Raw genomic sequence first — 23740 nt, forward strand, 5'->3', positions numbered from 1 at the left:
CTCAATCGAAATAGGTCGCAGACAGCTGGTCGTACAGGCGGGCGACGCCGGCCGACAGCGCGAACAACGCATCCGCATCCCAGTTGCCCGCCTCGCGCACGCACAGGTCGGCGTGCAGGTCCATCGCCTGGCGCACGAAATCCGGATGCCGCTGGCGCGCGTCGCGCACCGGCAGGCGGGCGAACTCGGCCTGCAGGACTTCCACCTGGAACAGCACCGAGCGCGGATTCAGCGGGTCCAGCGCCAGCAGGTCGATCACGCTGGCGGTGCCGGCATGCACGCCGTAGCGGTTGCGATGGGTCATCACGCTGTCGCCGATTTCCAGCACTGCCTGCTGCAAGCCGCCCGGCGCTTCGGCCCGCGCCAGCTGCGAGAGCAGTCGCGCAATCTGGACGCCGCGTTCGATGCGGCGGCCGATTTCCAGGAAACGCCAGCCGGTGGAGCGGTACATGTTTTCATGCAACAGGCCGGAGAAGCCGGCCAGCTTGCGCAGCAGCACCGTGACCGCGCGGCTGGCGTCGTCGCCGGCCGAGACCTGTTGGGCGAAACGGCGCGCGGTCTTGGACAGGTCGTGCAGCGCCGCCCAGCCATCCGGCGAGAAGCGGTCGCGGATGCGCGCGGCGCTGGTGCCGGCGCCGTCGATACTGAGCAGCAGGCCATCGGGCACCGGCTGCGCCACGTCGACTTCCAGACCCTGCAGATACTCGGCCAGATCGTGCAGCAGCGGCGTCGGCCGCTCGAGATTTTCGGCCAGGCGCACGTGGTAGGCGCGCAGCACGCGGGCGATGCTCTCGCTGCGCTCGCAATAGCGGCCCAGCCACAACAGGTTCTCGGCGGCACGGCTGGGCAGGGCCGGCGCCGCCATGCGCGGCGCGGCTTCGGTGTCGGGCAGCAGGCTGTCCAGGCTGACCGGCGCATCGCTGACCACCCAGACGTCGGCCGCCTGGCCTCCATGCTGCATGGCGATGGCGCGGGTATCGGCATGCGCGCCGATGCGTGCGAAACCGCCGGGCATCGCCTCCCAACCATCGGCGGTGCGGGCGACGAACACCCGCAGCACGAACGGCCGCGGTTCCAGCCGGCCGTCGACCCAGATCGGCGTGGTCGACAGCGTGACCGCTTCCTGCGCCACCCAGTTGGCGCCTTGCGTGCGCAGCAACTGGCGCAGGCGCGCCGATTCGTCCGGGTCCAGCCGCCCGCCGAGCAGGGTCGCCTGCGGATCCTCGTACGGCAGCCGGGTCGAACCGGCCGGGCCCAGCATCATGTGTTCGAACTGTTCCAGCACTTGTTCGCGCGCCTCGGCCTGGCCGCACCACCAGGTGGCGATCCCCGGCAGTTGCAGCTCGTCCATGCCCAGCGACTCGGCGATACCGGGCAGAAAGGCCTGCAGCGCGCGGGTTTCCAGCAGGCCCGCGCCCAGCGCATTGACCATCGACAGGCTGCCGCGGCGCAAGGCGCCGACGCTGCCGGGGGTGCCGATCCACGAGTCCGGTCGCAGTTCCAGCGGGTCCATGAAGGCCGCGTCCATGCGCCGCCACAACACCCCCAGCGGCTGCAGGCCGGAGACCGTGCGCACCCACAGGCGACCGTCGCGCACGCTCAGGTCCTCGCCTTCCAGCAACAGCGTGCCCAGGTAGCGCGCGATCCAGGCGTGTTCGTAGTAGGTTTCGTTGTTCGGACCAGGGGTCAGGATGGCGATGTCGCCGCCTTCGGCCAGTCCGGCCAGCGCATCGCGGAAGCGGCGGAAGAAGCCGGCCAGCCGGTGCACGCGCAGGCCTTCGTCGAGGTCGGGGAAGGCGCGCAACGTGGCCACCCGGTTTTCCAGCGCGAAACCGGCGCCCGACGGCGCCTGGGTGCGGTCGCCCAGCACCCACCAGCGCCCGTCCGGACCGCGGCCCAGCTCGAAGGCGCAGAAGTGCAGAAAGTGGCCGTCGCGCGGACGCACGCCGGACAGCGGCCGCAGGTATTCCGGACTGGCGGCGATCAGCTCGGCCGGAATCCGTCCCTGCCGCACCAGCTCGCCGGGGCCGTACAGGTCGGCGGCCACCCGTTCCAGCAGTTCCGCGCGCTGCACCAGTCCGGCCGAGATCTGCGCCCATTCGCCGCCGTCGATCAGCACCGGCAGCGGCGACAACGGCCACTCGCGCTCGCTGGCGCCGGCCGGGTCGTAAACCCGGTAATACACGCCGGCATCGCGCATGTACTGGTGCGCGCGGGCGAAACGCACCGACAGCTCCCCGGCCGGCATCGACTCCAGCTCGGCGACGAAGCCCTGCCACGCGGCGCGCAACCGACCGTCGTCGGCCAGCATCTCGTCGACCCCGCCGGACAGCGTGCGGTAACGGGACACCAGCGATTCTCCGGAGGCAGGCATCGACAGCGGCGGAACGGCGGACATGACGGGCAGGTTACACGGGGCGGCGCAGGTCGAGGGTGTGCGGAAACTCCGGCGACGGCCGTTCCGGCTGCAGCGCGTAGCTGCCCGGGGTATGGCCGTCGGCCTGGAAGCGTGCCAGACGGCGCGCTTCGGCTTCGTTGCCGTTGACCGGGAAGGTTTCGTAATTGCGCCCGCCCGGATGCGCCACATGGTAGGTGCAGCCGCCGACCGCACGGCCGCTCCAGCGGTCGTAGACGTCGAAGGTCAGCGGCGCGTCCACCGGCAGCACCGGATGCAGGCCGCTGGCCGGCTGCCAGGCCTTGTAACGCACCCCGGCCACCGCCTGGCCGGCAACGCCGGTGGCGACCAGCGGCAGTTCGCGGCCATTGCAGGCCATCGCATGCCGCTGCAGGTTGACGCCGTCCAGCTTGACCTGCAGCCGTTCGACCGAGGAATCGACATAGCGCACGGTGCCGCCGATGGCGCCCTGCTCGCCCAGCACGTGCCACGGCTCCAGCGCCTGCCGCAGCTCCAGCTGCACGCCGTCGTACTGTACCTGGCCACAGAACGGGAAACGGAATTCCAGCTGCGCCGCGAACCATTCCGGCCGCAGCGGGAAGCCGTGCCGCGACAGGTCGTCCAGCACCTCCAGGAAATCGGCCCAGACGTAATGCGGCAGCATGAAGCGATCGTGCAGCGCGGTGCCCCAGCGCACGCAACCGCCGTCCAGCGGCGCGTTCCAGTAACGCGCGATCAGCGCGCGCACCAGCAATTGCTGGGCCAGGCTCATGCGCGCGTTCGGCGGCATTTCGAAGCCGCGGAACTCGACCAGGCCCAGGCGCCCGGTCGGACCGTCCGGCGAGAACAGCTTGTCGATGCAGATCTCGCTGCGGTGGGTATTGCCGGTGACGTCGACCAGCAGGTTGCGGAACAGGCGATCGACCAGCCACGGCAGCGGCGCTTCGCCTTCACCGGGCAGCGGCACTTGCGCCAGCGCGATCTCCAGTTCGTACAGGCTGTCGTGGCGCGCTTCGTCGATCCGTGGCGCCTGGCTGGTTGGGCCGATGAACATGCCCGAAAACAGGTAGGACATCGACGGATGCCGCTGCCAGTGCAGCAGCAGCGACTTCAGCAGGTCGGGCCGGCGCAGGAACGGGCTGTCCATCGGCGTGGCGCCGCCGACCACCACATGGTTGCCACCGCCGGTGCCGGTGTGGCGGCCGTCGATCATGAACTTGTCGGTACCCAGCCGGGTCTGCCGGGCTTCCTCGTAGATCGCCCCGGTGGTGGCCACGCATTCGCGCCAACTGGCCGCCGGATGGATGTTGACCTCGATCACGCCCGGGTCCGGCGCCACCCGGATCACGTTCAGACGCGGATCGTGCGGCGGCGCATAGCCTTCGATCTGCACCGGCAGGCCCAGCCGGCGCGCCGCGTCCTCGGCCGCGGCGACCAGTTCCAGATAGTCCTCCAGCGCTTCCACCGGCGGCATGAACACGCTCAGGTGGCCGTCGCGCGGTTCCACCGACAACGCGGTGCGGACCACGCCGTCGATGTCGCTGATGACCTGTTCGACCCGTTCCTGCTGCTCGCCGTCGGCGCTGGCGAACGAGGCCACCGCCTGTTCCGGCGTCTGCGCCGGCCGCAATGCGGCATCGTCGGTCTCCGGTACGGCGATCCGCGGGTGCAGGCGCGAGGCCGGCGGCAACGGCGCGCGGTCCACACTGGGATCGACCGGCACCACGTAGGGGTAATCGACCGGCTTGACGTGCGGCAGCGAACCCAGCGGCAGGCGATAACCGACCGGCGAATCACCCGGCACCAGGAACAGCCTGCCGCGGCGGGTCTTCCACTTCTCACTGCGCCAGCGTCCGGCCGGCCGGGACTGGCTGTTCCAGCGCTGCACCGGCAGCACGTAACCGGACGGCTCGGTCAGCCCGCGCTCGAACACCTTGGCCATCCGCGCGCGCGCTTCCGGATCCTGCAGCTCGGAATTGGCCGGGTCGACGTTGTCCGGCAGGTTGCCTTCCTTCAGCAGCCACTCGCCGGGGTCCTCGTAGGCCGGCGACACATAGTCGGTGCCGAGGCCCAGGTCGTCGGCAATGGTCGCCAGCAGGGCCTGCGCATCGCCGGCGGCCAGCGGCCGCGCACTGTCCTCGCGGGCGATCAGGTCCGGGTCCTGCCAGATCGGTTCGCCGTCCTTGCGCCAGTACAGCGAAAACGTCCAGCGCGGCAGCGACTCCCCCGGATACCATTTGCCCTGGCCGTAGTGCAGGAAGCCGCCGGGCGCGAAGCGATCGCGCAGGCGCCGGATCAGCGCATCGGCCTTGGCGCGCTTGGTCGGCCCGACCGCGTCGGTGTTCCACTCGCCGGATTCGAAATCGTCGATCGAGATGAAGGTCGGTTCGCCGCCCATCGTCAGCCGCACGTCCTGCTCGCGTAGCGCGGCGTCGACCGCCTCGCCCAGCGTGTCCAGCGCCTGCCACGATTCGTCGGAGAACGGCCAGGTGATGCGCGGGTGTTCGGCGACCCGACGCACCTGCATGTCGAAGGCGAAGTCGGTCTGGAACGGGCCGTCGGCGCTGATCGTGCCGCTGATCGGCGCGGCATTGCGGTAGTGCGGAGTGGCCGCCAGCGGGATGTGGCTTTCGCCGGTCAGCAGGCCCGAGGTCGGGTCCAGACCGATCCAGCCGGCGCCGGGCAGGTAGACCTCGGCCCAGGCGTGCAGGTCGGTGAAGTCGTGGTCGGTGCCCGGCGGGCCGTCCAGCGACACCAGATCGGGCTTGAGCTGGATCAGGTAGCCGGAGACGAAGCGCGCGGCCAAGCCTAGGTGGCGCAGCGCCTGCACCAGCAGCCACGAGGAATCGCGGCACGAGCCGGACTTGCCGGTCAGCGTTTCCTCCGGCGTCTGCACGCCCGGCTCCATGCGGATGACGTAGCCCACTTCCTGCTGGATGCGCGCGTTCAGCGCGACGATGAAATCGACCGTGTTCTGCGGGCTGCGGTCGAGGCTGTCCAGCAAGGCCAGCAAAGCCTGTCCGGCCGGCTCCGGACGCCGGTAGACCTCCAGGTCCGGGGCGATCTCCTCCGGATACGCGAACGGCCACTGCTCGGCGATCTCCTCGACGAAGAAATCGAACGGGTTGTACACCGTCATGTCGGCGACCAGATCGACCTCGATCTTCAGCTCGGTCACCGGTTCCGGGAACACGAACCGCGCCAGCCAGTTGCCGTAGGGATCCTGCTGCAGGTTGACGAAGTGATTGGACGGGCTGATCCGCAGCGAATGGCTGAGCACCGGGGTGCGCGAATGTGGCGCCGGCTTCAACCGGATGACCTGCGGGTTCAGCCGCACCGGCCGGTCGTAGCGGTAGTGGGTCAGGTGATGGATCGCCGCGTGTATGGCCATGCTGTTCCCGTGGGCCGGCGGGTGGGGTCACCGGCGCCATCGCAGGTTACCCGCTGCGCGGCCGCGCGATCAAACCGTCAGCCCGGGTGGCCGACCGTGGACCAGTATTCCATCACCGGCAGCCACGGCAGCAGCCAGTGGTCCAGCAGCAGGAAGGCGAACAGCGCCATCAGGTAGACCACCGAATAGTGGAACACGCGCATCGCGAAGAACTCGTCGGGCGGGTCGAGCAAGCGCCAGGCGTGCCACAGGAACACCAGCCCCAGCACCAGCGCGCCGCCCAGGTAGAAGCCGCCGCTCATGCCGACCACGTACGGCAGCAGGGTCACCGCCAGCAGCAGCCCGGTGTACAGCAGGATCTGCCAGCGGGTGTACTCCACCCCGTGGGTCACCGGCAGCATCGGCACCAGCGCGCGCGCATAGTCGTCGCGGCGGAAGATCGCCAGCGCCCAGAAGTGCGGCGGCGTCCACACGAAGATGATCAGCACCAGCAGCAAAGCGTGCGCCCAGTCCCACTGCCCGCGCATGCCGGTCACCGCGGCCCAGCCCAGCAGCGGCGGCGCCGCGCCGGCGATCCCGCCGATGACGATGTTCTGCGGCGTGGCGCGCTTCAGGTAGCCGGTATAGACGATGGCGTAACCGATCAGCGAGGCGAAGGTCAGCAGCGCGGTGACCGTGTTGACCAGCCCGACCAGGATCGCCATCGACAGCGCGCCAAGGAAGATGGCGAAGGCCAGCACCTGCGCCGGCTTCAGCGCACCGGTCGCCAGCGGCCGGTCGGCGGTGCGCGCCATCAGCCGGTCGATGCGCTGGTCGATCAGGTGGTTGATCGCCGCCGCCGAAGCCGCCGCCAACCAGATTCCGAGCAGGCCGAACACGGTTTCGCGCAGCGGCGGCAGTCCCGGCACCGCCAGGAACATGCCGACCAGCGCAGTGAACACGATCAGCGCCACCACCCGCGGCTTGGTCAACGCCCAGTACTGGCCGAAGCCTCCCTTCATCGCCCGGTCCTTCAGTCCGGCGCGCGCAGCCGCGCCAGCAGCGAGACCAGCACGAACAGCAACATCGCGGCGCCGGCGTTGTGCAGCACCGCCACCGGCAGCGGCAGTGCCAGCTTGACGTTGAGGATGCCCAGCGACACCTGCGCCAGCAGCAGCACGACCAGCGCCGCCGCCCAGCCGCGCAGACCGGGCGTGCGCAGCAGGCGCGTGGCCAGCCACAGCAGGTAGCCGAACACCGCCAGCGCCATCAGCCGGTGCGCCATCTGGATCGCGATGCGCGAAGCGCCGTCGAGCACGCCGCCTTCGTAGTCCACGCCGATCCCGCGCCACAGTACGAAGCCTTCGCGGAAATCCGCCGGCGGCCACCATTGGCCAACGCACTGCGGTAAGTTCTGCACACCCCAGCTGCCGGCGCCGCAGGATAGCGCCGCGTAGTTGGCGCTGACCCAGCCGCCGAGCGCGATCTGCACCCCCAGCAACAGCAGGCCCAGCAGCACCCAGCGCTTGAGCGTGCCGACCCCGGCCAGGTGGATCGGCAGGTTGGTGGCGCGCCAAGCCATCCACACCAGCAGGGCGAAGGTGGTCAGCCCGCCCAACAGGTGGCCCATCACCACCACCGGCTTCAGCAGCCAGGTCACCGTCCACATGCCCAGCAGGGCCTGGAAGATGATCACCGCCAAGGTCAGCGCCGCCGCGCGCGCCAGGTCCAGGTTCGACCAGCGCAGCGCCGCCGCCAACAGCACAGCCTCACCAAGCACGGCCAGCACCGAGGCCGCCGCGTGTTCGCCCTGCATGTACAGCGGGATGGCCACCCCGACCAGGCCCGCGGCCAGCAGCACCTGGGCCAGGCCCCAGCGGCGCCGACGCGCGGCCAGCAAGGCGATGACCAGCACCAGCACGCCCAGCGTGCCGGCCAGCATGCGATGCACCTGTTCGCGCCAGGCCTTGTGGGTTTCGAACGGGCGGATCGCCGAGGCGGCGTGGTCGCTGACCTCCTGCGCCGCCTGCGGCCAGGTCGCGCGGCCATAGCAAGTCGGCCAGTCGGGACAGCTCAATCCGGCATCGGACAGGCGCACGAAGGCGCCGAACACGATCACGCACAGCGCCAGCAGGGTCGCCAGCCAGGCCAGCCGGTGCAGGTGCCGGTACATCACCGGCGGCTGGACGTTTTCGACGGGTTCGCTCATCGCCGCTCGGGCCTCACATCAGTTTCAGCAGCCGAGCCATGTCGGCCCGCAGGTCGGCCGGATCGAAGCCGGGCGCGTAGCGCAGGATGACGAAGCCATTCGGATCGACGATGTACACCGGCACCCCGGCCGTTTCGCCGGTGCGCGGAAGTTTCTGCAGCCAGTCGGCATCGGCCGGCAGCGAACGCCAGGCCTCCGCCGAAGCGCCGCGCGGGTCCGGCAACGGCCCGGTCCACAGGATGTGCACGCGATCGGCCTCGCGCCCGAACAGTTGCCAGACCTTGTCCAGGTCGGTGGCGGTCGCCCGGCAGCCGGCATCGCAATCGGCCGGGGCCAGCGCGACCAGCCGCCACAACCGCTGCTGCGGCTGCCACGGATACTCGCTGCCATCGGCCAGCCTGGGGGTTTCGGCACGCAGGTCGAGATAGGGCTTCAGCCATTGGCCCTTGTTGCGGGTGCCTTGCGGCGCCATCTGCAACCAGCCCAGCACCATCGCCAGCAGGATCGGACCAAGGAACAGGGCGAGCAGGGCCAGCAGGCCCCAGCGCCCGCGGCGCCGTCCGGCCGCAGCATCGGGAGTCGAAGTCATGGCGGCATTTTCTCATGCCTGCCGCGGCCCCGCAGGCTCAGCAGCAAGGCGGTGACCAGCACCGTCAGCGCCAGCCCGAACCACTGCACCGCATAGCCCAGGTGCCGCTGCGGCGGCAATGTGTTCGGCAATACGTCCAGATCGCGCGCATAGCCCAGCGGCAGCGTTGGATCCAGTCGCAAGACCCGTGGCGGCAGCGCCGGCACGCCCAGCGCGGCCGGCAGGCCGGGCGCCGTCAGGCTGGTGGCCAGCCACTGGCCGCCGGGCTGGGCGTCGGCGACCGCACTGGCGATGCCGGCCGACGGCGGCGGCAACAGCAGGCCCGCCAGCCGCTGCGCACCGGCTGGTCGCGCGATCTCGGGCAGCTGACGGTCGGCCGGCAATGGCAGCCAGCCCAGTTCCACCAAGAGTGGCGTCCCGACATCGGGCACGAACAACCGGTAGGCGCGCACACCGGCGCGGCCTTCGCGCAACTGGTTGTCCAGCAGCACGGCCGGCGCGTCGGCGAAGTGCCCGTTGCCCGCGACCCAGTCGTACTCATGGGCACGGACAGCATCGGCCGCCAGCGCCATCGGTTGCGGCCGGCGTTCGGCCAGCACCTGCTGCACTGCCGCCAGCATCGCTTCCTTCTGCTTCGCCCGGCCCAGTTGCCAGATGCCGAGGCTGCAGAACAACGCGATGCCCGCCAGCGCCAGCATCCAGCCGAACCACAGGCGGCTTCGGTGCCCGCTCACGCCGCGCTTCCGGCAGGCTGCAATAATGGCGTCACACGCACCGGCAGCCGAGGCACGATGACACCATGAGCGATTCGCTGAAAACACTGCTGATCATCGCCTTCCTGATCCTGATCGTCTGGAACCTGGGTGCCGGCCTGTACTACCTGCTGGTCGACAAGGGCCAGAGCAAACGCACCGTCAATGCACTGACGCGCCGCATCGCGCTGTCGGTCGGACTGATCCTGCTGGTCATGCTGGGCATCTGGAGCGGCTGGATCAAGCCGCACGGCATCGGCGGCTGATCCGGTCGCGGGGCCCGCAGACGCAACGGGCCGGCTAGGCCGGCCCGTCGTGCGCGGCGGAATCGCCGGCTTACAGGACGTAGACAAACAGGAACAGGCCCAGCCAGACCACGTCGACGAAGTGCCAGTACCAGGCCACCGCCTCGAAGCCGAAGTGGTTGTCCTTGTCGAAATGACCGCGCGCGCAGCGCAGCCAGATTATCGCCAGCATGATCGTGCCCAGGGTCACGTGGGCGCCGTGGAAGCCGGTCAGCATGAAGAAGGTGGAACCGTAGATGCCCGAACCCAGGGTCAGGTTCAGCTCGTGGTAGGCGTGGATGTACTCCTCGGCCTGGAAGTACAGGAAGGTGCAGCCCAGCAGCACCGTGGCGCCCAGCCAGAACAGCAGCTTGCCGCGCTCGCCCGCCTTCAGCGCATGGTGGGCGATGGTGATGGTGACGCCCGAGGTCAGCAGGATCAGGGTATTGATCAGCGGCAGGCCCCACGCCGGGATGGTCTGAAAGTGGCCGCCGATCGAGCCCGGGCCGTTGCTCGGCCACGCATTGCTGAAGCCCTGCCACAGCAGGTCGTTGGTCATCACCCCGTCGCCGTTCCCGCCCAGCCACGGCAACGCGAACTGGCGCGCGTAGAACAGCGCGCCGAAGAACGCGGCGAAGAACATCACCTCGGAAAAGATGAACCAGACCATGCCCATGCGGAAGGACACGTCCACCTGCTTGTTGTAGTTGCCCGAGACCGATTCGCGGATCACGTCGCCGAACCACATGAACAGGGTCGCGATCATCATCAACGCGCCGGCGAAGAACACCCACTTGCCCCAACCGGTCTCGTTGAGCCAGCTGGCCACGCCGATCATGGTGGTGAACAGGGCGATGGAGCCCACGAACGGCCACTTGCTGCTGTGCGGCACGAAGTAGATGTTGGCGTCGGTGGAATGCGTTTGGGCCATGACGGGTTCCGGGTGCGGGTTCGGTTACGGTGCCGCGTGCGGCGAAGCAGTCGACGCGCCGGCGCCCGCGTCCAGGCGCGAGGTCAGCGTGTCGTTCTTGTAGAACATGTAGGACAGGGTGACGGTATTGACGTCGGCCGGCAGATCGCGGTCGATCATGAAGCGCACCGGCATGTCGCGGGTTTCGCCGGCCTGCAGGGTCTGCGCGGTGAAGCAGAAGCACTCGGTCTTGATGAAATGCCCGGACGCGCGCGCCGGCGCCACCGAGGGCGTGGCGCTGCCGACGATGGCGCGGTCGCTGTCGTTGTGGGCGTAGTAGGTAGTCTCGTACAGCTCGCCGACCTTGACCTGCATCCGCGTCTGGTTGGGGTGGAACGACCACGGCAGCTTCGAGTTGACTCCGCTGTCGAATTCCACCGTCACCATGCGCTCGGCCGGGACCGCCGCAGCCAAGCCCGCGGCATCGGCTGCGGTGTTGTCCAGACGGATGCCGAACACCTTTTCGCAGGCGATGCGGTACAGCGGCACCAGCGAAAAACTCAGCACGAACACGCCCAGCGCAACCGCCACCAGCCGGCCCAGCCCCGCAGTATTGGCGCGAACCTCGCTCATGCGCCCAGCACCCCCGAGAGGATGAAGGCCAGGTAGATTCCCACCGCGATCGCGCCGACGACCAGCGCGGTGCGCACCGCGCGCTTGCGGCGCACGGCCAGATCGTCGTCGGGGCGCACGGGTGCGGTCATCGCCGGATCAGTGGCCGGCGTCGCCGTGGGCCAAGTCGCCTTCGCGGATCACCGGCGGAGTGCTGAAGGTGTGGTGCGGCGCCGGCGAAGGCACGGTCCACTCCAGCCCGCGCGCGGTCTCCCACGAGCGCGCCGGCGATTTCTCGCCCGAACGCAGCGACCACCACAGGATGCCGGCCATCATGAACGGGGTCAGGAACATGCCGAACGCGCCGATCGAGCTGACCAGATTCCACTCGGCGAACACCGGGTTGTAGTCCGGGATGCGGCGCGGCATGCCGGCCAGGCCGAGGAAGTGCTGCGGGAAGAACAGCAGGTTGACGAACACCACCGTCCACCAGAAGTGGAACTTGGCCGCCTTCTCGCTGTACATGCGTCCGGTCCACTTCGGCCACCAGTAGTACACCGCAGCGATGATCGAGAACAGCGCGCCGGTCACCAGCACGTAGTGGAAGTGCGCGACCACGAAGTAGGTGTCGTGGTACTGGAAGTCGGCCGGGACGATGGCCAGCATCAGGCCGGAGAAACCGCCGATGGTGAACAGGATCACGAAGGCGATCGCCCACAGCATCGGCGCCTCGAAACTGATCGACCCCTTCCACATCGTGCTGACCCAGTTGAACACCTTCACCCCGGTCGGGATGGCGATCAGCATGGTCGCGAACATGAAGTAGATCTCGCCGCCCAGCGGCATGCCCACCGTGAACATGTGGTGCGCCCAGACGATGAACGACAGGAACGCGATCGACGCGGTGGCATAGACCATGGCCTGGTAGCCGAACAGCGGCTTGCGGCTGAAGGTCGGGATGATCTCGCTGACCACGCCGAACGCCGGCAGGATCATGATGTAGACCTCGGGATGGCCGAAGAACCAGAAGATGTGCTGGTACATCACCGGGTCGCCGCCGCCGGCCGCGTTGAAGAAGCTGGTGCCGAAGAACTTGTCGGTCAGCAGCATGGTCACCGCGCCGGCCAGTACCGGCATCACCGCGATCAGCAGGAAGGCGGTGATCAGCCAGGTCCAGCAGAAGATCGGCATCTTCAGCAGGTCGATGCCCGGCGCGCGCATGTTGAGCACGGTGGCAATGATGTTGATCGCGCCCATGATCGAGCTGATGCCCATCATGTGGATGGCGAAGATGGTGAAGGCGACGTTGGCGCCGCCCTGCAGCGACAGCGGCGGGTACAGGGTCCAGCCGCCGGCCGGCGCGCCGCCCGGCAGGACCAGGGTCAGCAGCAGCAGGGTGAAGGCGAACGGCATGATCCAGAACGACCAGTTGTTCATCCGCGGCAGCGCCATGTCCGGCGCGCCCACCTGCAGCGGGATCATCCAGTTGGCCAGGCCGACGAAGGCCGGCATCACGCCGCCGAAGATCATCACCAGCGCATGCACCGTGGTCATCTGGTTGAAGAACTCGGGCTTGACGAACTGCAGCCCCGGCACCGCCAGCTCGGCGCGGATGATCACGCTCATCGCCGCGCCGATGATGAACATGACGAAGCTGAAGATCAGATACAGCGTGCCGATGTCCTTGTGGTTGGTCGAGAAGAACCAGCGCTCGACGAAGCTCTGCTTGTGGCCATGGTGATCGTCATGGTGGTCGACGGATTCGGGATGGGTCGCGGACATGGGCGGCTACCTCTGTATGTGCGTTCGATCAGCCGGCCGAAACGGCGGCGGCGGGGGCCTGCTGCGCGGTCGGCGCAGCCTCGGTCGGTGCGGCGGATTCCTCGGCGGGCGCGGGCTCGGCGGGAGTTTCGGGAACGGGTTCGGCGGGCGTAACCGGCTTCTTCGATGCCAGCCACTGCTCGAATTCGGGCTTCGGCACGGCCTTGACCACGATCGGCATGAAGCCGTGATCCTTGCCGCACAACTCGGCGCACTGGCCACGGTAGATCCCCGGCTCGAGGATGTCGGTCCAGGCTTCGTTGATGATCCCGGGAATGGCGTCCTGCTTCCAGCCCAGCGCCGGCACCCACCAGGAATGGATCACGTCGTCGGCAGTCAGCACGAAACGGACCTTGGTGTTGACCGGCAGCACCAGCGGATTGTCCACGTCGAGCAGGTAGTGCGGGTTGCCTTCCGCGTCGGGCTGCTCGCCGCTCTGGCGGATGCGGTCGGATTCGCGGTCCAGGCGGCTGGTGAAGGCGACGCCCTCGCCCAGGTATTCGTACTTCCACATCCACTGGTAGCCGGTGATCTTGACCGTCATCTCCGACTCGCGGGTATCGTACATGGCGATCAGCTTGGCCGTGGCCGGCCAGGCCATCACCACCAGGATCAGTACCGGGATCACGGTCCAGATGATCTCGGCGGTGGTGTTGTGGCTGAACTTGGCCGGCGTCGCGCCCTTGGAGTGGCGGAACTTGTACATGGCATAGGCCATGGCGCCGAACACGATCAGGCCGATCACCACGCAGACCCACAGGGTGATCATGTGCGCGTCGTAGGCGTGCCGCGAGGACTCGGTGACGCCGCGGCCCATGTTCAGCTGCCAGGGCTTGGGATCGGCCGACTGCGCCCATGCCAGCACCGGCGCCAGCAGCAGCGAAACTGCTGCCATGCCTTTCGACCACATCTTGACTGCTTTCGATTGCCTCATTGCCTAGACCCTGTACGCTGTGTCATCGGTTGCGGCCGCCAGCGGCCGCCAGTAGTTCCTGCAATCGCGCCGCCAGTTCGCGGCGTTCGCCGGCGCCCAGGAATGCGCCGACCTCGACCTGTTTTCCGCGGCTGGACAGCACGACCTGCTCGCCGCTCCGTCCAGCCCCCAACCGCACCCAGTACGGGTGCGCATGGAACGCCGGGGCGGAGGACGCGGACCCCCGCACCTCCACCTGTTCCGGGCCGATCACGATGACCTCGTCGCGCTCGCCAGCGCGCCACAGCCAACGCAATGCAGCCGCCACCAGCGCGGTATGCAGCAAGGCGAACACGGGGGCGAAGGCGTTTCCGGCCAGCCATCCCAGTCCGGCCACCCCCCACATCACCCCGGCCAGGCCGACGAACAGCGCCTTGAACTGGTGGGCCGTCAGCGCCCGCGGCGGACGCAGGCGTATCTGCGTACCTGCTCCCTCGGGACCTGCCGGAACCACTTCGATCATGTCGCCACCCGCGCCGCCGCCATCGCGGAAACACCTGAATGGTAGCCGGCGGCCACAGCCGGCAGCAAGCCGCACTGATCTGACGCAATGCACCATACCGCTTGCTGAACGCCCGTCAAGCACACTGGCATTACAATAGCGCGCTCCCGGATTTGCCGGTAACGGGTACATGACCGCCACTTCTCCCGCCAGCCCCGATCCCGGGACAGGTGACTCCCTGTTTTGGCCCGAACCGCCGTTCGCCCCCTTGCGGGCGGCGATCACGGCCGGCTGGGCGCTCGACGAGGCCGCCCACGTCCGCAGCCTGCTCGCCACCGCCCGCCAGCCGGCCCCCAGCTGGGGCGATGCCGACCGCACGGCGATCCGCGCCACCGCAACCGAGCTGGTGCAGCGGGTCCGCGCGCGGGCGCAGGACCAGGGCGCGATCGAGGCCTTCATGCAGCAGTACGACCTAGGCAGCGAGGAAGGCGTGCTGCTGATGTGCGTGGCCGAGGCCCTGCTGCGGATCCCCGACCAGGACACCGCCGACAAGCTGATTCGCGACAAGCTGGGCGAAGCCGACTGGGAGCGGCACCTGGGCCAGAGCGAATCGGTGCTGGTCAACGCCTCCACCTGGGGCCTGATGCTGACCGGCCGTCTGGTCGGCCTGAACGACCTGACCCGGGCCGACGTGCCGGGCGCCTTCCGCCGTCTGGTCGGCCGCATCGGCGAGCCGGTGGTACGGCTGGCCGTACGCCAGGCCATGCGGATCATGGGCCACCAATTCGTCATGGGCCGCAGCATCGGCGAAGCGCTGGCGCGCAGCCGCAAGGGCGGCAACGCCGCCTATCGCTATTCGTTCGACATGCTCGGCGAGGCGGCGCTGACCCGGCGCGACGCCGACCGTTATTTCAAGGCCTATACCGACGCGATCGACGCCATCGGCGGCAGCGGCCGCGCTCCTGGCCAGCACGCTGCCGACGAAATCACCGCACCGTCGATCTCGGTCAAGCTGTCGGCGCTGCATCCGCGCTACGAGCACGCCAAGCGCGCGCGGGTGCTGGCCGAACTGGCCCCGCGGCTGCTGCAGCTGGCGCAGCAGGCCAGGCGCCACCACATCGGCCTGACCGTGGATGCCGAGGAGGCCGACCGGCTGGAACTGTCGCTGGACGTGATCGAGGCCGCTTGGGGCGATGCCTCGCTGGCCGACTGGAACGGCTTCGGCATCGTCGTGCAGGCCTATCAGAAGCGGGCGCCGTTCGTGATCGACTGGATCGCCGACCTCGCCCACCGCCACGGCCGCCGCATCCCGGTGCGACTGGTCAAGGGCGCCTACTGGGACGCCGAGGTCAAGCGCGCCCAGGTCGACGGCCTGCCGACCTACCCGGTGTTCACCCGCAAGCCCAATACCGACGTCAGCTACCAGGCCAACGCCGCGCGCCTGCTGTCGAACACCGATGCGATCTACCCGATGTTCGCCACCCACAATGCGCAGACCATCGCCGCGATCCACCGGATGGCGAACGCACTGCTCGGGCCGCGCGAGACCGGGACGCCGCACCGCTTCGAGTTCCAGAAGCTGCACGGCATGGGCGACGACCTGTATGCCGAGGTCATTCCTGCCGACCGCCTGGACGTGCCCTGCCGCGTGTATGCGCCGGTCGGCTCGCACGAGGACCTGCTGCCGTATCTGGTGCGGCGGCTGCTGGAGAACGGCGCCAATTCCAGCTTCGTCAACCGCATCAGCGACGAGGACGTGTCGATCGACGACCTGGTCCGCGATCCGGTCGAAGTCGTGTCCGGCTTCGAATCCATCCCGCACCCCCGCATTCCGCTGCCGGTCGATCTGTACCGCAGTTTCGGCCTCGACAGGAGCAACTCCATGGGCGTGAACCTCGCCAACGACGACCAGCTGCGCGCGCTCGCCGAACAGATCGGCGCCGTCGCCAGCGACTGGCGCGCCGCGCCGCTGGTACCGGGCGCGATCATCGACGGCCCGGCGATCGCCGTGACCAATCCCGCGGACCGCCGCCAGCGCGTCGGCCAATGGCAGGCCGCCGATGCGGCCACGGTCGAGAAGGCGCTGCAGAACGCGGTCGCCGCGCAGCCGGGCTGGGACGCGACCCCCGCGGCCTCGCGCGCGACCATCCTGGAACACGCCGCCGACCTGCTGGAGCAGCGCATGCCGCAGTTCATCGCGCTGTGCACCCGCGAAGCTGGCAAGACCCTCCCCGACGGCGTCGCCGAAGTGCGCGAAGCGGTGGATTTCCTGCGCTACTACGCCGGCCAGGCGCGCGCGGAGTTCGGTGCCCCGACCGTGCTGCCCGGCCCGACCGGCGAGTCCAACGCCCTGCAACTCGGCGGCCGCGGCGTGTTCGTCTGCATCAGCCCGTGGAATTTCCCGCTGGCGATCTTCGCCGGCCAGATCGCCGCCGCACTGGCTGCCGGCAACAGCGTGATCGCCAAGCCGGCCGAGCAGACCAGCCTGATCGGCCATCAGGCGGTGAAGCTGCTGCACGAGGCCGGCATTCCGCCGGCGGTGCTGCAGTACCTGCCCGGCGATGGCGCGACCGTCGGCGCCGCCCTGACCGCCGATCCGCGCGTCGCCGGCGTCGCCTTCACCGGCTCCACCGAGACCGCGCGCGCGATCAACCGCGCGCTGGCCGGACGCGACGGCGGCCCGATCGCGGTGCTGATCGCCGAGACCGGCGGCCAGAACGCGCTGATCGCCGATTCCTCCGCACTGCCCGAGCAGCTGGTCAAGGACGCGCTGGCCTCCGCCTTCACCTCGGCCGGCCAGCGCTGCTCGGCCGCGCGCGTGCTGTACGTGCAGGACGACATCGCCGACAAGGTGATGACCATGCTGGCCGGGGCGATGGCCGAACTCGCGGTCGGCGATCCGGGCCTGCTGTCCACCGACGTCGGCCCGGTGATCGACGACGATGCGTTGCAGATCCTGCAGGCGCATGCCGAGCGCATGGATCGCGAAGCCCGGCCGATCGCCTGCGCCGAAGCCGGCGAGGCCACCGCGCACGGCAGCTTCTTCGCCCCGCGCGCCTACGAACTGGCCTCGCTCTCGCAACTGCAGCGCGAAGTGTTCGGCCCGGTCCTGCACGTGATCCGCTGGAAGGCCGACCGCCTCGATGCGGTCATCGACGCGATCAACGCCACCGGCTACGGCCTGACCCTGGGCGTGCATTCGCGGATCGACGAGACCATCGAACGGATCGCCGCGCGGGTCAAGGTCGGCAACGTCTACGTCAACCGCAACCAGATCGGCGCCGTGGTCGGCGTGCAGCCGTTCGGCGGGCAGGGCTTGTCGGGCACCGGTCCCAAGGCCGGCGGCACGCACTACCTGCACCGCTTCGCCACCGAGAAGACGCTGACCGTCAACACCACCGCGGCCGGCGGCAACGCCTCGCTGCTGACCCTGGGGGACTGAGGTTTGAACACGGCGGAAGAACTTCGCATGCCATCGACGCCTTCCCTGCCGCGTTCGTTCGGCGGCTAGGACGCCGCTTCATGGACATGGACTGCCATCGATGACCACCGATTTCTACGCGCTGCTGTTCAGCGACAGCATCCTGGCGCTGTTGCTGCTGGGGCTGTTCCGCTACGTGGCCCACGTCGCCCAGGGCCAGCACGGCATCACCCTGTGGGGATTCGGCCACCTGCTGTACACGCTGGGAGCGACCCTGCTCGATGGCGTCGCCGAACTGTTCGTCCAGCTCGGCGACCCGCAGGCCGCCTACTGGGCCACCAATGTCGGCGGCGTGATGGCCTGCATCGGTCTGGCCCTGCTGGCCGGCTCGATGGCGCAATTCGTGCAGCAGCGCGGCACCCGCCGCCAGGACCTCGCGCTGGTCCTGGTCTGCACGGGGTTCTCGGTCGCGGCCTGGTTCGCCTTCGGCGGCAGCACCGATGCGCAAGGTGCAGCGATGAGCGCCGCCGAACTGCTGGCGCTGAGCCTGATCATCTGGCAACTGCGGCGAATCGATGCGCCGCCCGGGCGGCTGCCGGCGCGGCTGATGATGGCCGGTTGCGCGATCCTGCTGTGGCTGTACGGCAACGACCTGTACCGTGCGTTCGCCGGCACCTACGGCCCCAACCAGGACTGGGTCAACATCGATCTGGCCACCTGGTACATGCTCAACTTCTGCATGCTGATGCTGTCCAGCTTCCGCGCCGCCGAGTCGCTGCGGCGCAGCGCCCTGTTCGACCCGCTGACCAATTCGCTGAACCGGCGCGGCCTGACATCGCGCCTGCAGGATCACGTGCCGCTGACGATCAAGTCCAACGGGATGGCGGTCATCGCCCTGGACCTGGACCATTTCAAGCAGATCAACGACCGCTACGGGCATCAGGCCGGCGATACCGTACTGCGCGCCTTCTCGGACGCCGTGCTGTCCTGCATCCGCAACGACGACCTGTTCGCGCGCGTCGGCGGCGAGGAGTTCGTGGTGGTGTCGCGCAACATCAGCGGCGAGTACGCCCAGGTGCTGGCCGAACGGATCCGGCGCACGGTGGAGAAGTTGGAACTGGCGGAAATCAGCCCCGAGCGGATCAGCGTCAGCCTGGGCCTCGGCGTCTCGTCCGGCTCGCGTTCGACCGAAGCGCTGATGCAGGTGGCCGATGACGCCTTGTACGAAGCCAAGCGTCTGGGCCGCAACCGGGTGGTATTGCGCCGGCTGTAACCCGCCAGCCGGTTCCCGCACGGACATACGAAAAACCCCGCCGAAGCGGGGTTTTCGCGAGAACGAAAGCGGCGATCAGAACTTGTAGTTGACCGACACCGCCAGGATGTCGCCGCCGACGTCGAAAGCGCCAATCATGTGGTTGGCGGTCGACGAGGTGGTGCTGACGTTGGCGTCGTTGACGAACAGGTGGGTGTAGCCAACGTTGTATTCCATCGACTCCGACGGCGTCCAGCTCAGGCCCAGCGACAGCCACTTGCGGGTTTCGTCCGGCACCCGCACGTCGCGGTGCGCGTACGAGGTCGGGGTTTCGTCGTAGGCCACGCCGCCGCGGAAGGTCAGCGTGTTGCTGTAGCGGTATTCGGCACCCAGCGAGAAGAACGTGGTGTCGTCGTAGCCGAACTCCAGCACGGTGTCGTCCTGCTGCGAGGCGTAATCGACGATCACCGTGTCGAAAGCCGGCTTCCACGCCGTGCGCGACAGGTCGCCCATCACCGACCACTTGTCGTTGACCTTGTGGGTCACGCTCAGGGTGGCCACCGCCGGCAGGGTCACCGTGGCGCTGCCGCCGGCATCGACGAACCAGCCCGGGCGCACTGCGGCCAGCACCGCCGCGGCGTTGGCCGGAACGGTGAAGTCGGCCTTGCCATCGTCGATCTCGTGCTCGACCTTGGAGCGGTAGCTCAGGCCGATCTGGGTGTCTTCGCTCGGGCTCAGCAAGGCGCCGATGGTGAAGCCGATCTCGTTGTTGGAGCCCTTGATGGTGGCGTAGCCGTCGGCGTTGCCGGGCGCGAAGCCCAGCTGGGCCGCACCGCCGGTGTACAGGATGGTGCCGAAGTCGACCGCATTGGCCAGCTCGATGCTCAGGTGCTCGACGAACACCGACGCGCCGAAGGACACGTAGGGGTTGACGTCGTAGGAGAACGCCACGCCGAGGTCGACGGCTTCCAGTTCGGTCTTGGTGGCGTTGTAGCGGCCGATCCAGTCGTTGTCGTATTCGGTGGCGAAGCCGAACGGCGCGGTCAGCGACATGCCGAAATGCATGTTGTCGTCTTCACCGAACGGCACGTGGAAATAGGCCGCCGGCACCGGTGCGACCTTGCCGGCGTCGCCGCCGTCGCTGCCGCCGATCGGGCCGCCGAAACCGTTCAGATAGCTGCCTTCGCCCTCGAAATCGGCGCTGAAGCTGATCACGCTGAGGTCGGCCTGCACCTGACGGCCGTCCAGACCGCTCATCGCGGCCGGGTTGGTCGCCACCACCGAGGCATCGCCCGGCGCGCTGATCGAACCGGCAAAGGCGCGGCCCAGGCCCTTGGCGCTGTTTTCCTTCAGCTGAAAGGCGGCGGCGTGCGCCTGACCGCAGGCCAGCGCGCCGGCAATGCCGACCGCCAACAGGGAAACGCGGGAAATCGTGGTTGCGAACTGCATGGAAACTCTCCGGAATTTTGATGTGGAACGACCACGTCTGGGGCCGGAGGCGATGTCCGCATCCCTGTCCCTGCCGGAAGCCCCTCCCGACATACGACGCCGTATGCCAGTATACCCCTTCCTGCTAACGCAACAATAACAATCGCAGCTAAATGCCTGAAAGACAGTGGTTTCACGACAGGCATCACACCCAACGGCTACAGTTCCCGCATGTTCGTTTCGTTGCCATCCCGCAACAAACCCTCGATCCGCTGGGCCACGCCGCTCCTGCTGGTGCTGTTGTGGGCCGCCTTCCTGTGGGGACTCACGCGCTCGCAGCAAATGCGGTCGGACCTGCTGCTGGACTGGGGGGTGCTGTCGGGCGTACAGCCGTCCTGGGACGCCTGGCGCGCCTCGATCCACGACGGCAGCGTGCTGCGCCTGTTCACCGCACTGTTCCTGCACGCCGACTGGGCCCACCTGCTGGGCAACCTGGTGTTCCTGCTGATCTTCGGCCTGCCCGCCGAGCGGGTGATGGGCGCCTGGCGCTACCTGCTGCTGTTTCTGCTGGGCGGGGCCACCGCCAACCTAGCGGCGGTGCTGACGGTCGGCGCGACCGCGCCCGACCAGGTCATCATCGGCGCCAGCGGCGCGGTTTCGGCCATCATCGGCGCCTACCTGGCGCTGTTTCCCGGCGCCCGGCTCGGCGTGGTCCTGCCGCTGGGCCTGTTCCTGGAGTTCGTCCGTGCCCCGGCTTCGCTGCTGATCGGCATCTGGGCCTTGCTGCAGGTGGTATTCGCCTACATCGGCCCGGCCTTCGGCGCGGTGGCGTGGTCGGCACACATTGCCGGTTTCCTGTTCGGCGTGGTGTACGCGCTGTTCGTGCGCGCGGCCATTGCCCGCCGCCTGCGCAAGCAGAAGGGCTACTGAACCGGATCCGGCCGAGGTCCGGCCGGCATTGCATCCGCGGCCACGTGCCCCAAAATGCCAAGGCATTCCACCATCGCATCATTCACTGCGTCGCATCCTTCATGGCCAAGTCCCTGTACAAAGTCACCTTCTTCAACGCCGGCAAGATCTACGAGCTGTATGCCCGCCACATCGGCGCCAGCCACCTGTGGGGTTTCACCGAAGTCGGCGAACTGGTGTTCGACGTGCACGACGGGGTGGTGATCGATCCGACCGAGGAACGCCTGCGCGACGAGTTCGCCGGTACCCGCGTGCTGCACCTGCCGATGCAGAGCATCGTTCGCGTGGAAGAAGTCGAACGCAAGGGCCAGGCGGTGATCCGCGATGCGCAAAGCGGCGAGAAAGTGGTTACGCCGTTCCCGTTGCCGGCCAAGCCGCGCTGAGCTTCGGACGCTCCACACATCCGGCAGGGAGCCGATCGCATGCACAGACCCACGATTCTCTTCTTTGTTGCAGGCATGCTTGCCATGAGCGGCTGCGCGTCCTCGGGCGGCAAGGCGGCCAAGGACGCCGCCAGTGCGCCATTGAACGATCTGAACCTGCTCAATGACGAAATACCGTCGGTCCTGCTGGCCGCGCGCCAGGCGCCCTATGCCCTGCCTGCCGATACCGATTGCGCCGCGCTGGCGGCGAGCATCGCCGAACTGGATGAGGCACTGGGACCCGACATCGATGCCCGCATCGAACACGGTGACGGCAATGCACTGGGCGAGGCGGCCAACGACGCCTTGCTGCGCACGGCCGAAGGCGTAGTACCGTTCCGCAGCTGGGTACGCAAGCTGTCCGGCGCCGAGCGGCACGCGAAGAAGGTGGCTTCCGCCGTGGCTGCCGGCAGCATGCGCCGCGCTTTCCTGAAGGGCGTGGCGGCCACGCAGGGCTGCGGCTTGGCCGCGACCGAGCCCGCGCCGCCGCAGTGAGGGCAGCCGGTCAGGGGTTTGTCGTGACCGGCTTCTTCAACTCGGCCAGCGCCTGGTCGATGAATTCGTCGCCGTCCAGCACGTCGCCGACGCGATAATCATCGACGCCCTCCTCGTCGCCGTGCAGGTGCCCGGGCAGCGCCGCCTCGCTGTATTCGATCAACGACGCCGGCGCGTCCTCCTGCTCGGGCCTGAACGGCACGTCCGGGGTCAGTCCGCTGGCCTGGATCGAGCGTCCGCTGGGCGTGTAGTAGCGCGCCGTGGTCAGCTTGACCATGTCGCCGTTGCCCAGCGGCAGCACGGTCTGCACCGAGCCCTTGCCGAAGGTGCGGCTGCCGACCAGCCGCGCGCGACCGTTGTCGCGCAGCGCGCCGGCCAGCACTTCCGACGCGCTGGCCGAGCCGGCGTCGACCAGCACCACCACCGGCGCGCCGTGCAGGCGATCGCCCGGAGTGGCGTCGTAGGTCGCGTCGCTGATGGCGATTCGGCCACGGGTGGAAACGATATTGCCCTTCTCCAGCAGGTCGTCGGCCACCTGCACCGCGGCGTTGAGCATGCCGCCGGGATTGCTGCGCAGATCCAGCACCAGTCCCTTCAGCCGTCCTTTCGCCTGCAGCTCGTCCAGCGCCTTCTGGAACGCGGCGCCGGTATCGACCTGGAACGCGCTGATGCGGATGTAGCCGTAACCCGGTTCCAGCAGCTTGCCGCGCACGCTGGCGATGCGGATGACCTCGCGCACCAGTTCCACGTCGAACGGTTTGGCCTTGCCTTCGCGGACCAGGCTCAGCTTGACCTTGCTGCCGGGATCGCCGCGCAGCGGCGCCATGCTGTCCTGCTCCGGCAGCGGCTTGCCGTCGATGGCGATGATGACATCGCCAGACTTGATGCCGGCGCGCGCAGCCGGGGTATCGTCGATCGGCGACACCACCAGCAAGGTGTTGTCCGGCTGGGTCAACAGCTCGACGCCGATGCCCGCATAGCTGCCGGTGGCCTGCTCATCGAATTCCTGCGCGTCGGCGCGGTCGAAATACACGCTGTGCGGGTCCAGGTCCAGCAGCAATCCGCGCACGGCCGAGTGCATCAGCTTGTCGTCCTCGACCGGCTCGACATAGGCTTCCTTGACCGCATTGAACACGGTGACGAAGCGCTGGATCTCGTCCAGCGGCACCTGCGAGGGCCGGTTCTCGACCGCGTCAGGGTCGTCGCTGGAGGCGACTGCCGGCGCTTTCGCCTCCTGATCGGCCGCATCCTGGGCAAACGCGTGCGCGGACAGCGCGAGCAGGACCAGCAGGCAGGCACGACGCATGCACTAACTCCGAGGTTGAACAGGATGCGGAACCCGATTATGCGCGAGCCGCCGCCGGGCACGCAGGAATCCCGGCGCCGGCATCATCAC

General features: G+C 68.4%; 18 protein-coding genes and 1 pseudogene. 5 read left to right on the plus strand and 14 right to left on the minus strand.

Translation table 11 applies throughout. The features are described 5' to 3' along the window. Position 1: 1 nt before the first annotated feature. The 6 genes from CSC70_RS01090 to CSC70_RS01115 form a co-directional block, all read right to left on the minus strand. Entirely contained in the window at positions 2-2398 is a 2397-nt protein-coding gene (locus tag CSC70_RS01090; protein WP_162454789.1) for a circularly permuted type 2 ATP-grasp protein, read from the minus strand. Between the two features lie 10 nt (positions 2399-2408). Beyond that, entirely contained in the window at positions 2409-5786 is a 3378-nt protein-coding gene (locus CSC70_RS01095; protein ID WP_162454790.1) for a transglutaminase family protein, read from the minus strand. A gap of 77 nt (positions 5787-5863) precedes the next feature. After that, positions 5864-6787 carry a heme o synthase gene (gene cyoE, locus CSC70_RS01100; protein ID WP_162454791.1) on the minus strand — a complete coding sequence of 308 codons (924 nt, stop codon included), beginning with the start codon at positions 6785-6787 and terminating at the stop codon, positions 5864-5866. Positions 6788-6798: 11 nt separating this feature from the next. After that, complete coding sequence (locus CSC70_RS01105; RefSeq protein ID WP_162454792.1) at positions 6799-7974, minus strand: COX15/CtaA family protein; 1176 nt, start codon at positions 7972-7974, stop codon at positions 6799-6801. A gap of 13 nt (positions 7975-7987) precedes the next feature. After that, positions 7988-8563 (minus strand): hypothetical protein, encoded by a 576-nt coding sequence (locus CSC70_RS01110; protein ID WP_162454793.1) that lies wholly within the window; start codon positions 8561-8563, stop codon positions 7988-7990. After that, a complete protein-coding gene (locus CSC70_RS01115; RefSeq protein ID WP_162455309.1) occupies positions 8560-9261 on the minus strand; it encodes an SURF1 family protein in 702 nt (233 codons plus the stop codon). Before CSC70_RS01115 ends, CSC70_RS01110 begins: the two co-directional genes overlap by 4 nt. A gap of 101 nt (positions 9262-9362) precedes the next feature. Here CSC70_RS01115 and CSC70_RS01120 point away from each other — a divergent pair, with 101 nt between their 5' ends. Further along, positions 9363-9581 (plus strand): twin transmembrane helix small protein, encoded by a 219-nt coding sequence (locus tag CSC70_RS01120; protein ID WP_162454794.1) that lies wholly within the window; start codon positions 9363-9365, stop codon positions 9579-9581. Positions 9582-9651: 70 nt separating this feature from the next. Here CSC70_RS01120 and CSC70_RS01125 read toward each other — a convergent pair whose 3' ends face one another. From CSC70_RS01125 to CSC70_RS01145, 6 genes are read right to left on the minus strand one after another with little or no spacing between them, the layout of a single operon-like run. Next, complete coding sequence (locus CSC70_RS01125) at positions 9652-10530, minus strand: cytochrome c oxidase subunit 3 (RefSeq protein WP_162454795.1); 879 nt, start codon at positions 10528-10530, stop codon at positions 9652-9654. Positions 10531-10554: 24 nt separating this feature from the next. Continuing rightward, a complete protein-coding gene (locus CSC70_RS01130) occupies positions 10555-11142 on the minus strand; it encodes a cytochrome c oxidase assembly protein (protein WP_162454796.1) in 588 nt (195 codons plus the stop codon). Next, entirely contained in the window at positions 11139-11273 is a 135-nt protein-coding gene (locus CSC70_RS14795) for a hypothetical protein (protein ID WP_281349572.1), read from the minus strand. Before CSC70_RS14795 ends, CSC70_RS01130 begins: the two co-directional genes overlap by 4 nt. Positions 11274-11280: 7 nt before the next feature. Further along, entirely contained in the window at positions 11281-12903 is a 1623-nt protein-coding gene (gene ctaD, locus CSC70_RS01135; RefSeq protein WP_162454797.1) for a cytochrome c oxidase subunit I, read from the minus strand. 28 nt (positions 12904-12931) lie between these two features. Further along, a complete protein-coding gene (gene coxB, locus CSC70_RS01140) occupies positions 12932-13852 on the minus strand; it encodes a cytochrome c oxidase subunit II (RefSeq protein WP_425501506.1) in 921 nt (306 codons plus the stop codon). A gap of 46 nt (positions 13853-13898) precedes the next feature. After that, positions 13899-14378, minus strand: coding sequence for a DUF2244 domain-containing protein (locus CSC70_RS01145; protein ID WP_162454799.1), 480 nt, complete (start codon positions 14376-14378; stop codon positions 13899-13901). Between the two features lie 169 nt (positions 14379-14547). On the opposite strand from CSC70_RS01145, the gene putA reads away from it, so the two are divergent. Beyond that, positions 14548-17799: a bifunctional proline dehydrogenase/L-glutamate gamma-semialdehyde dehydrogenase PutA gene (gene putA, locus CSC70_RS01150; RefSeq protein WP_162454800.1), complete on the plus strand. Its 3252-nt coding sequence runs from the start codon at positions 14548-14550 to the stop codon at positions 17797-17799. A 100-nt stretch (positions 17800-17899) separates the two neighbouring features. Next, entirely contained in the window at positions 17900-19051 is a 1152-nt protein-coding gene (locus CSC70_RS01155; protein WP_162454801.1) for a GGDEF domain-containing protein, read from the plus strand. Between the two features lie 75 nt (positions 19052-19126). On the opposite strand, the gene CSC70_RS01160 is transcribed toward CSC70_RS01155, so the two are convergent. Next, positions 19127-20479 (minus strand): OmpP1/FadL family transporter, encoded by a 1353-nt coding sequence (locus CSC70_RS01160; RefSeq protein WP_162454802.1) that lies wholly within the window; start codon positions 20477-20479, stop codon positions 19127-19129. 210 nt (positions 20480-20689) lie between these two features. Here CSC70_RS01160 and CSC70_RS01165 point away from each other — a divergent pair, with 210 nt between their 5' ends. Both CSC70_RS01165 and CSC70_RS01170 read left to right on the plus strand, forming a co-directional pair. After that, on the plus strand, positions 20690-21388 hold the full coding sequence (locus CSC70_RS01165) for a rhomboid family intramembrane serine protease (RefSeq protein ID WP_162454803.1): 699 nt from the start codon (positions 20690-20692) through the stop codon (positions 21386-21388). Between the two features lie 101 nt (positions 21389-21489). Further along, complete coding sequence (locus CSC70_RS01170; RefSeq protein ID WP_162454804.1) at positions 21490-21810, plus strand: DUF1820 family protein; 321 nt, start codon at positions 21490-21492, stop codon at positions 21808-21810. Between the two features lie 382 nt (positions 21811-22192). Here the strand turns inward: CSC70_RS01170 and CSC70_RS01180 are convergent. Beyond that, positions 22193-23650 (minus strand): annotated as a pseudogene (locus tag CSC70_RS01180) (S41 family peptidase); the annotation flags it as partial. Positions 23651-23740: the final 90 nt, after the last annotated feature.

It is taken from the genome of Pseudoxanthomonas kalamensis DSM 18571, assembly GCF_010211745.1.
In the GTDB taxonomy this organism is placed as follows: Bacteria; Pseudomonadota; Gammaproteobacteria; order Xanthomonadales; family Xanthomonadaceae; genus Pseudoxanthomonas_A; species Pseudoxanthomonas_A kalamensis.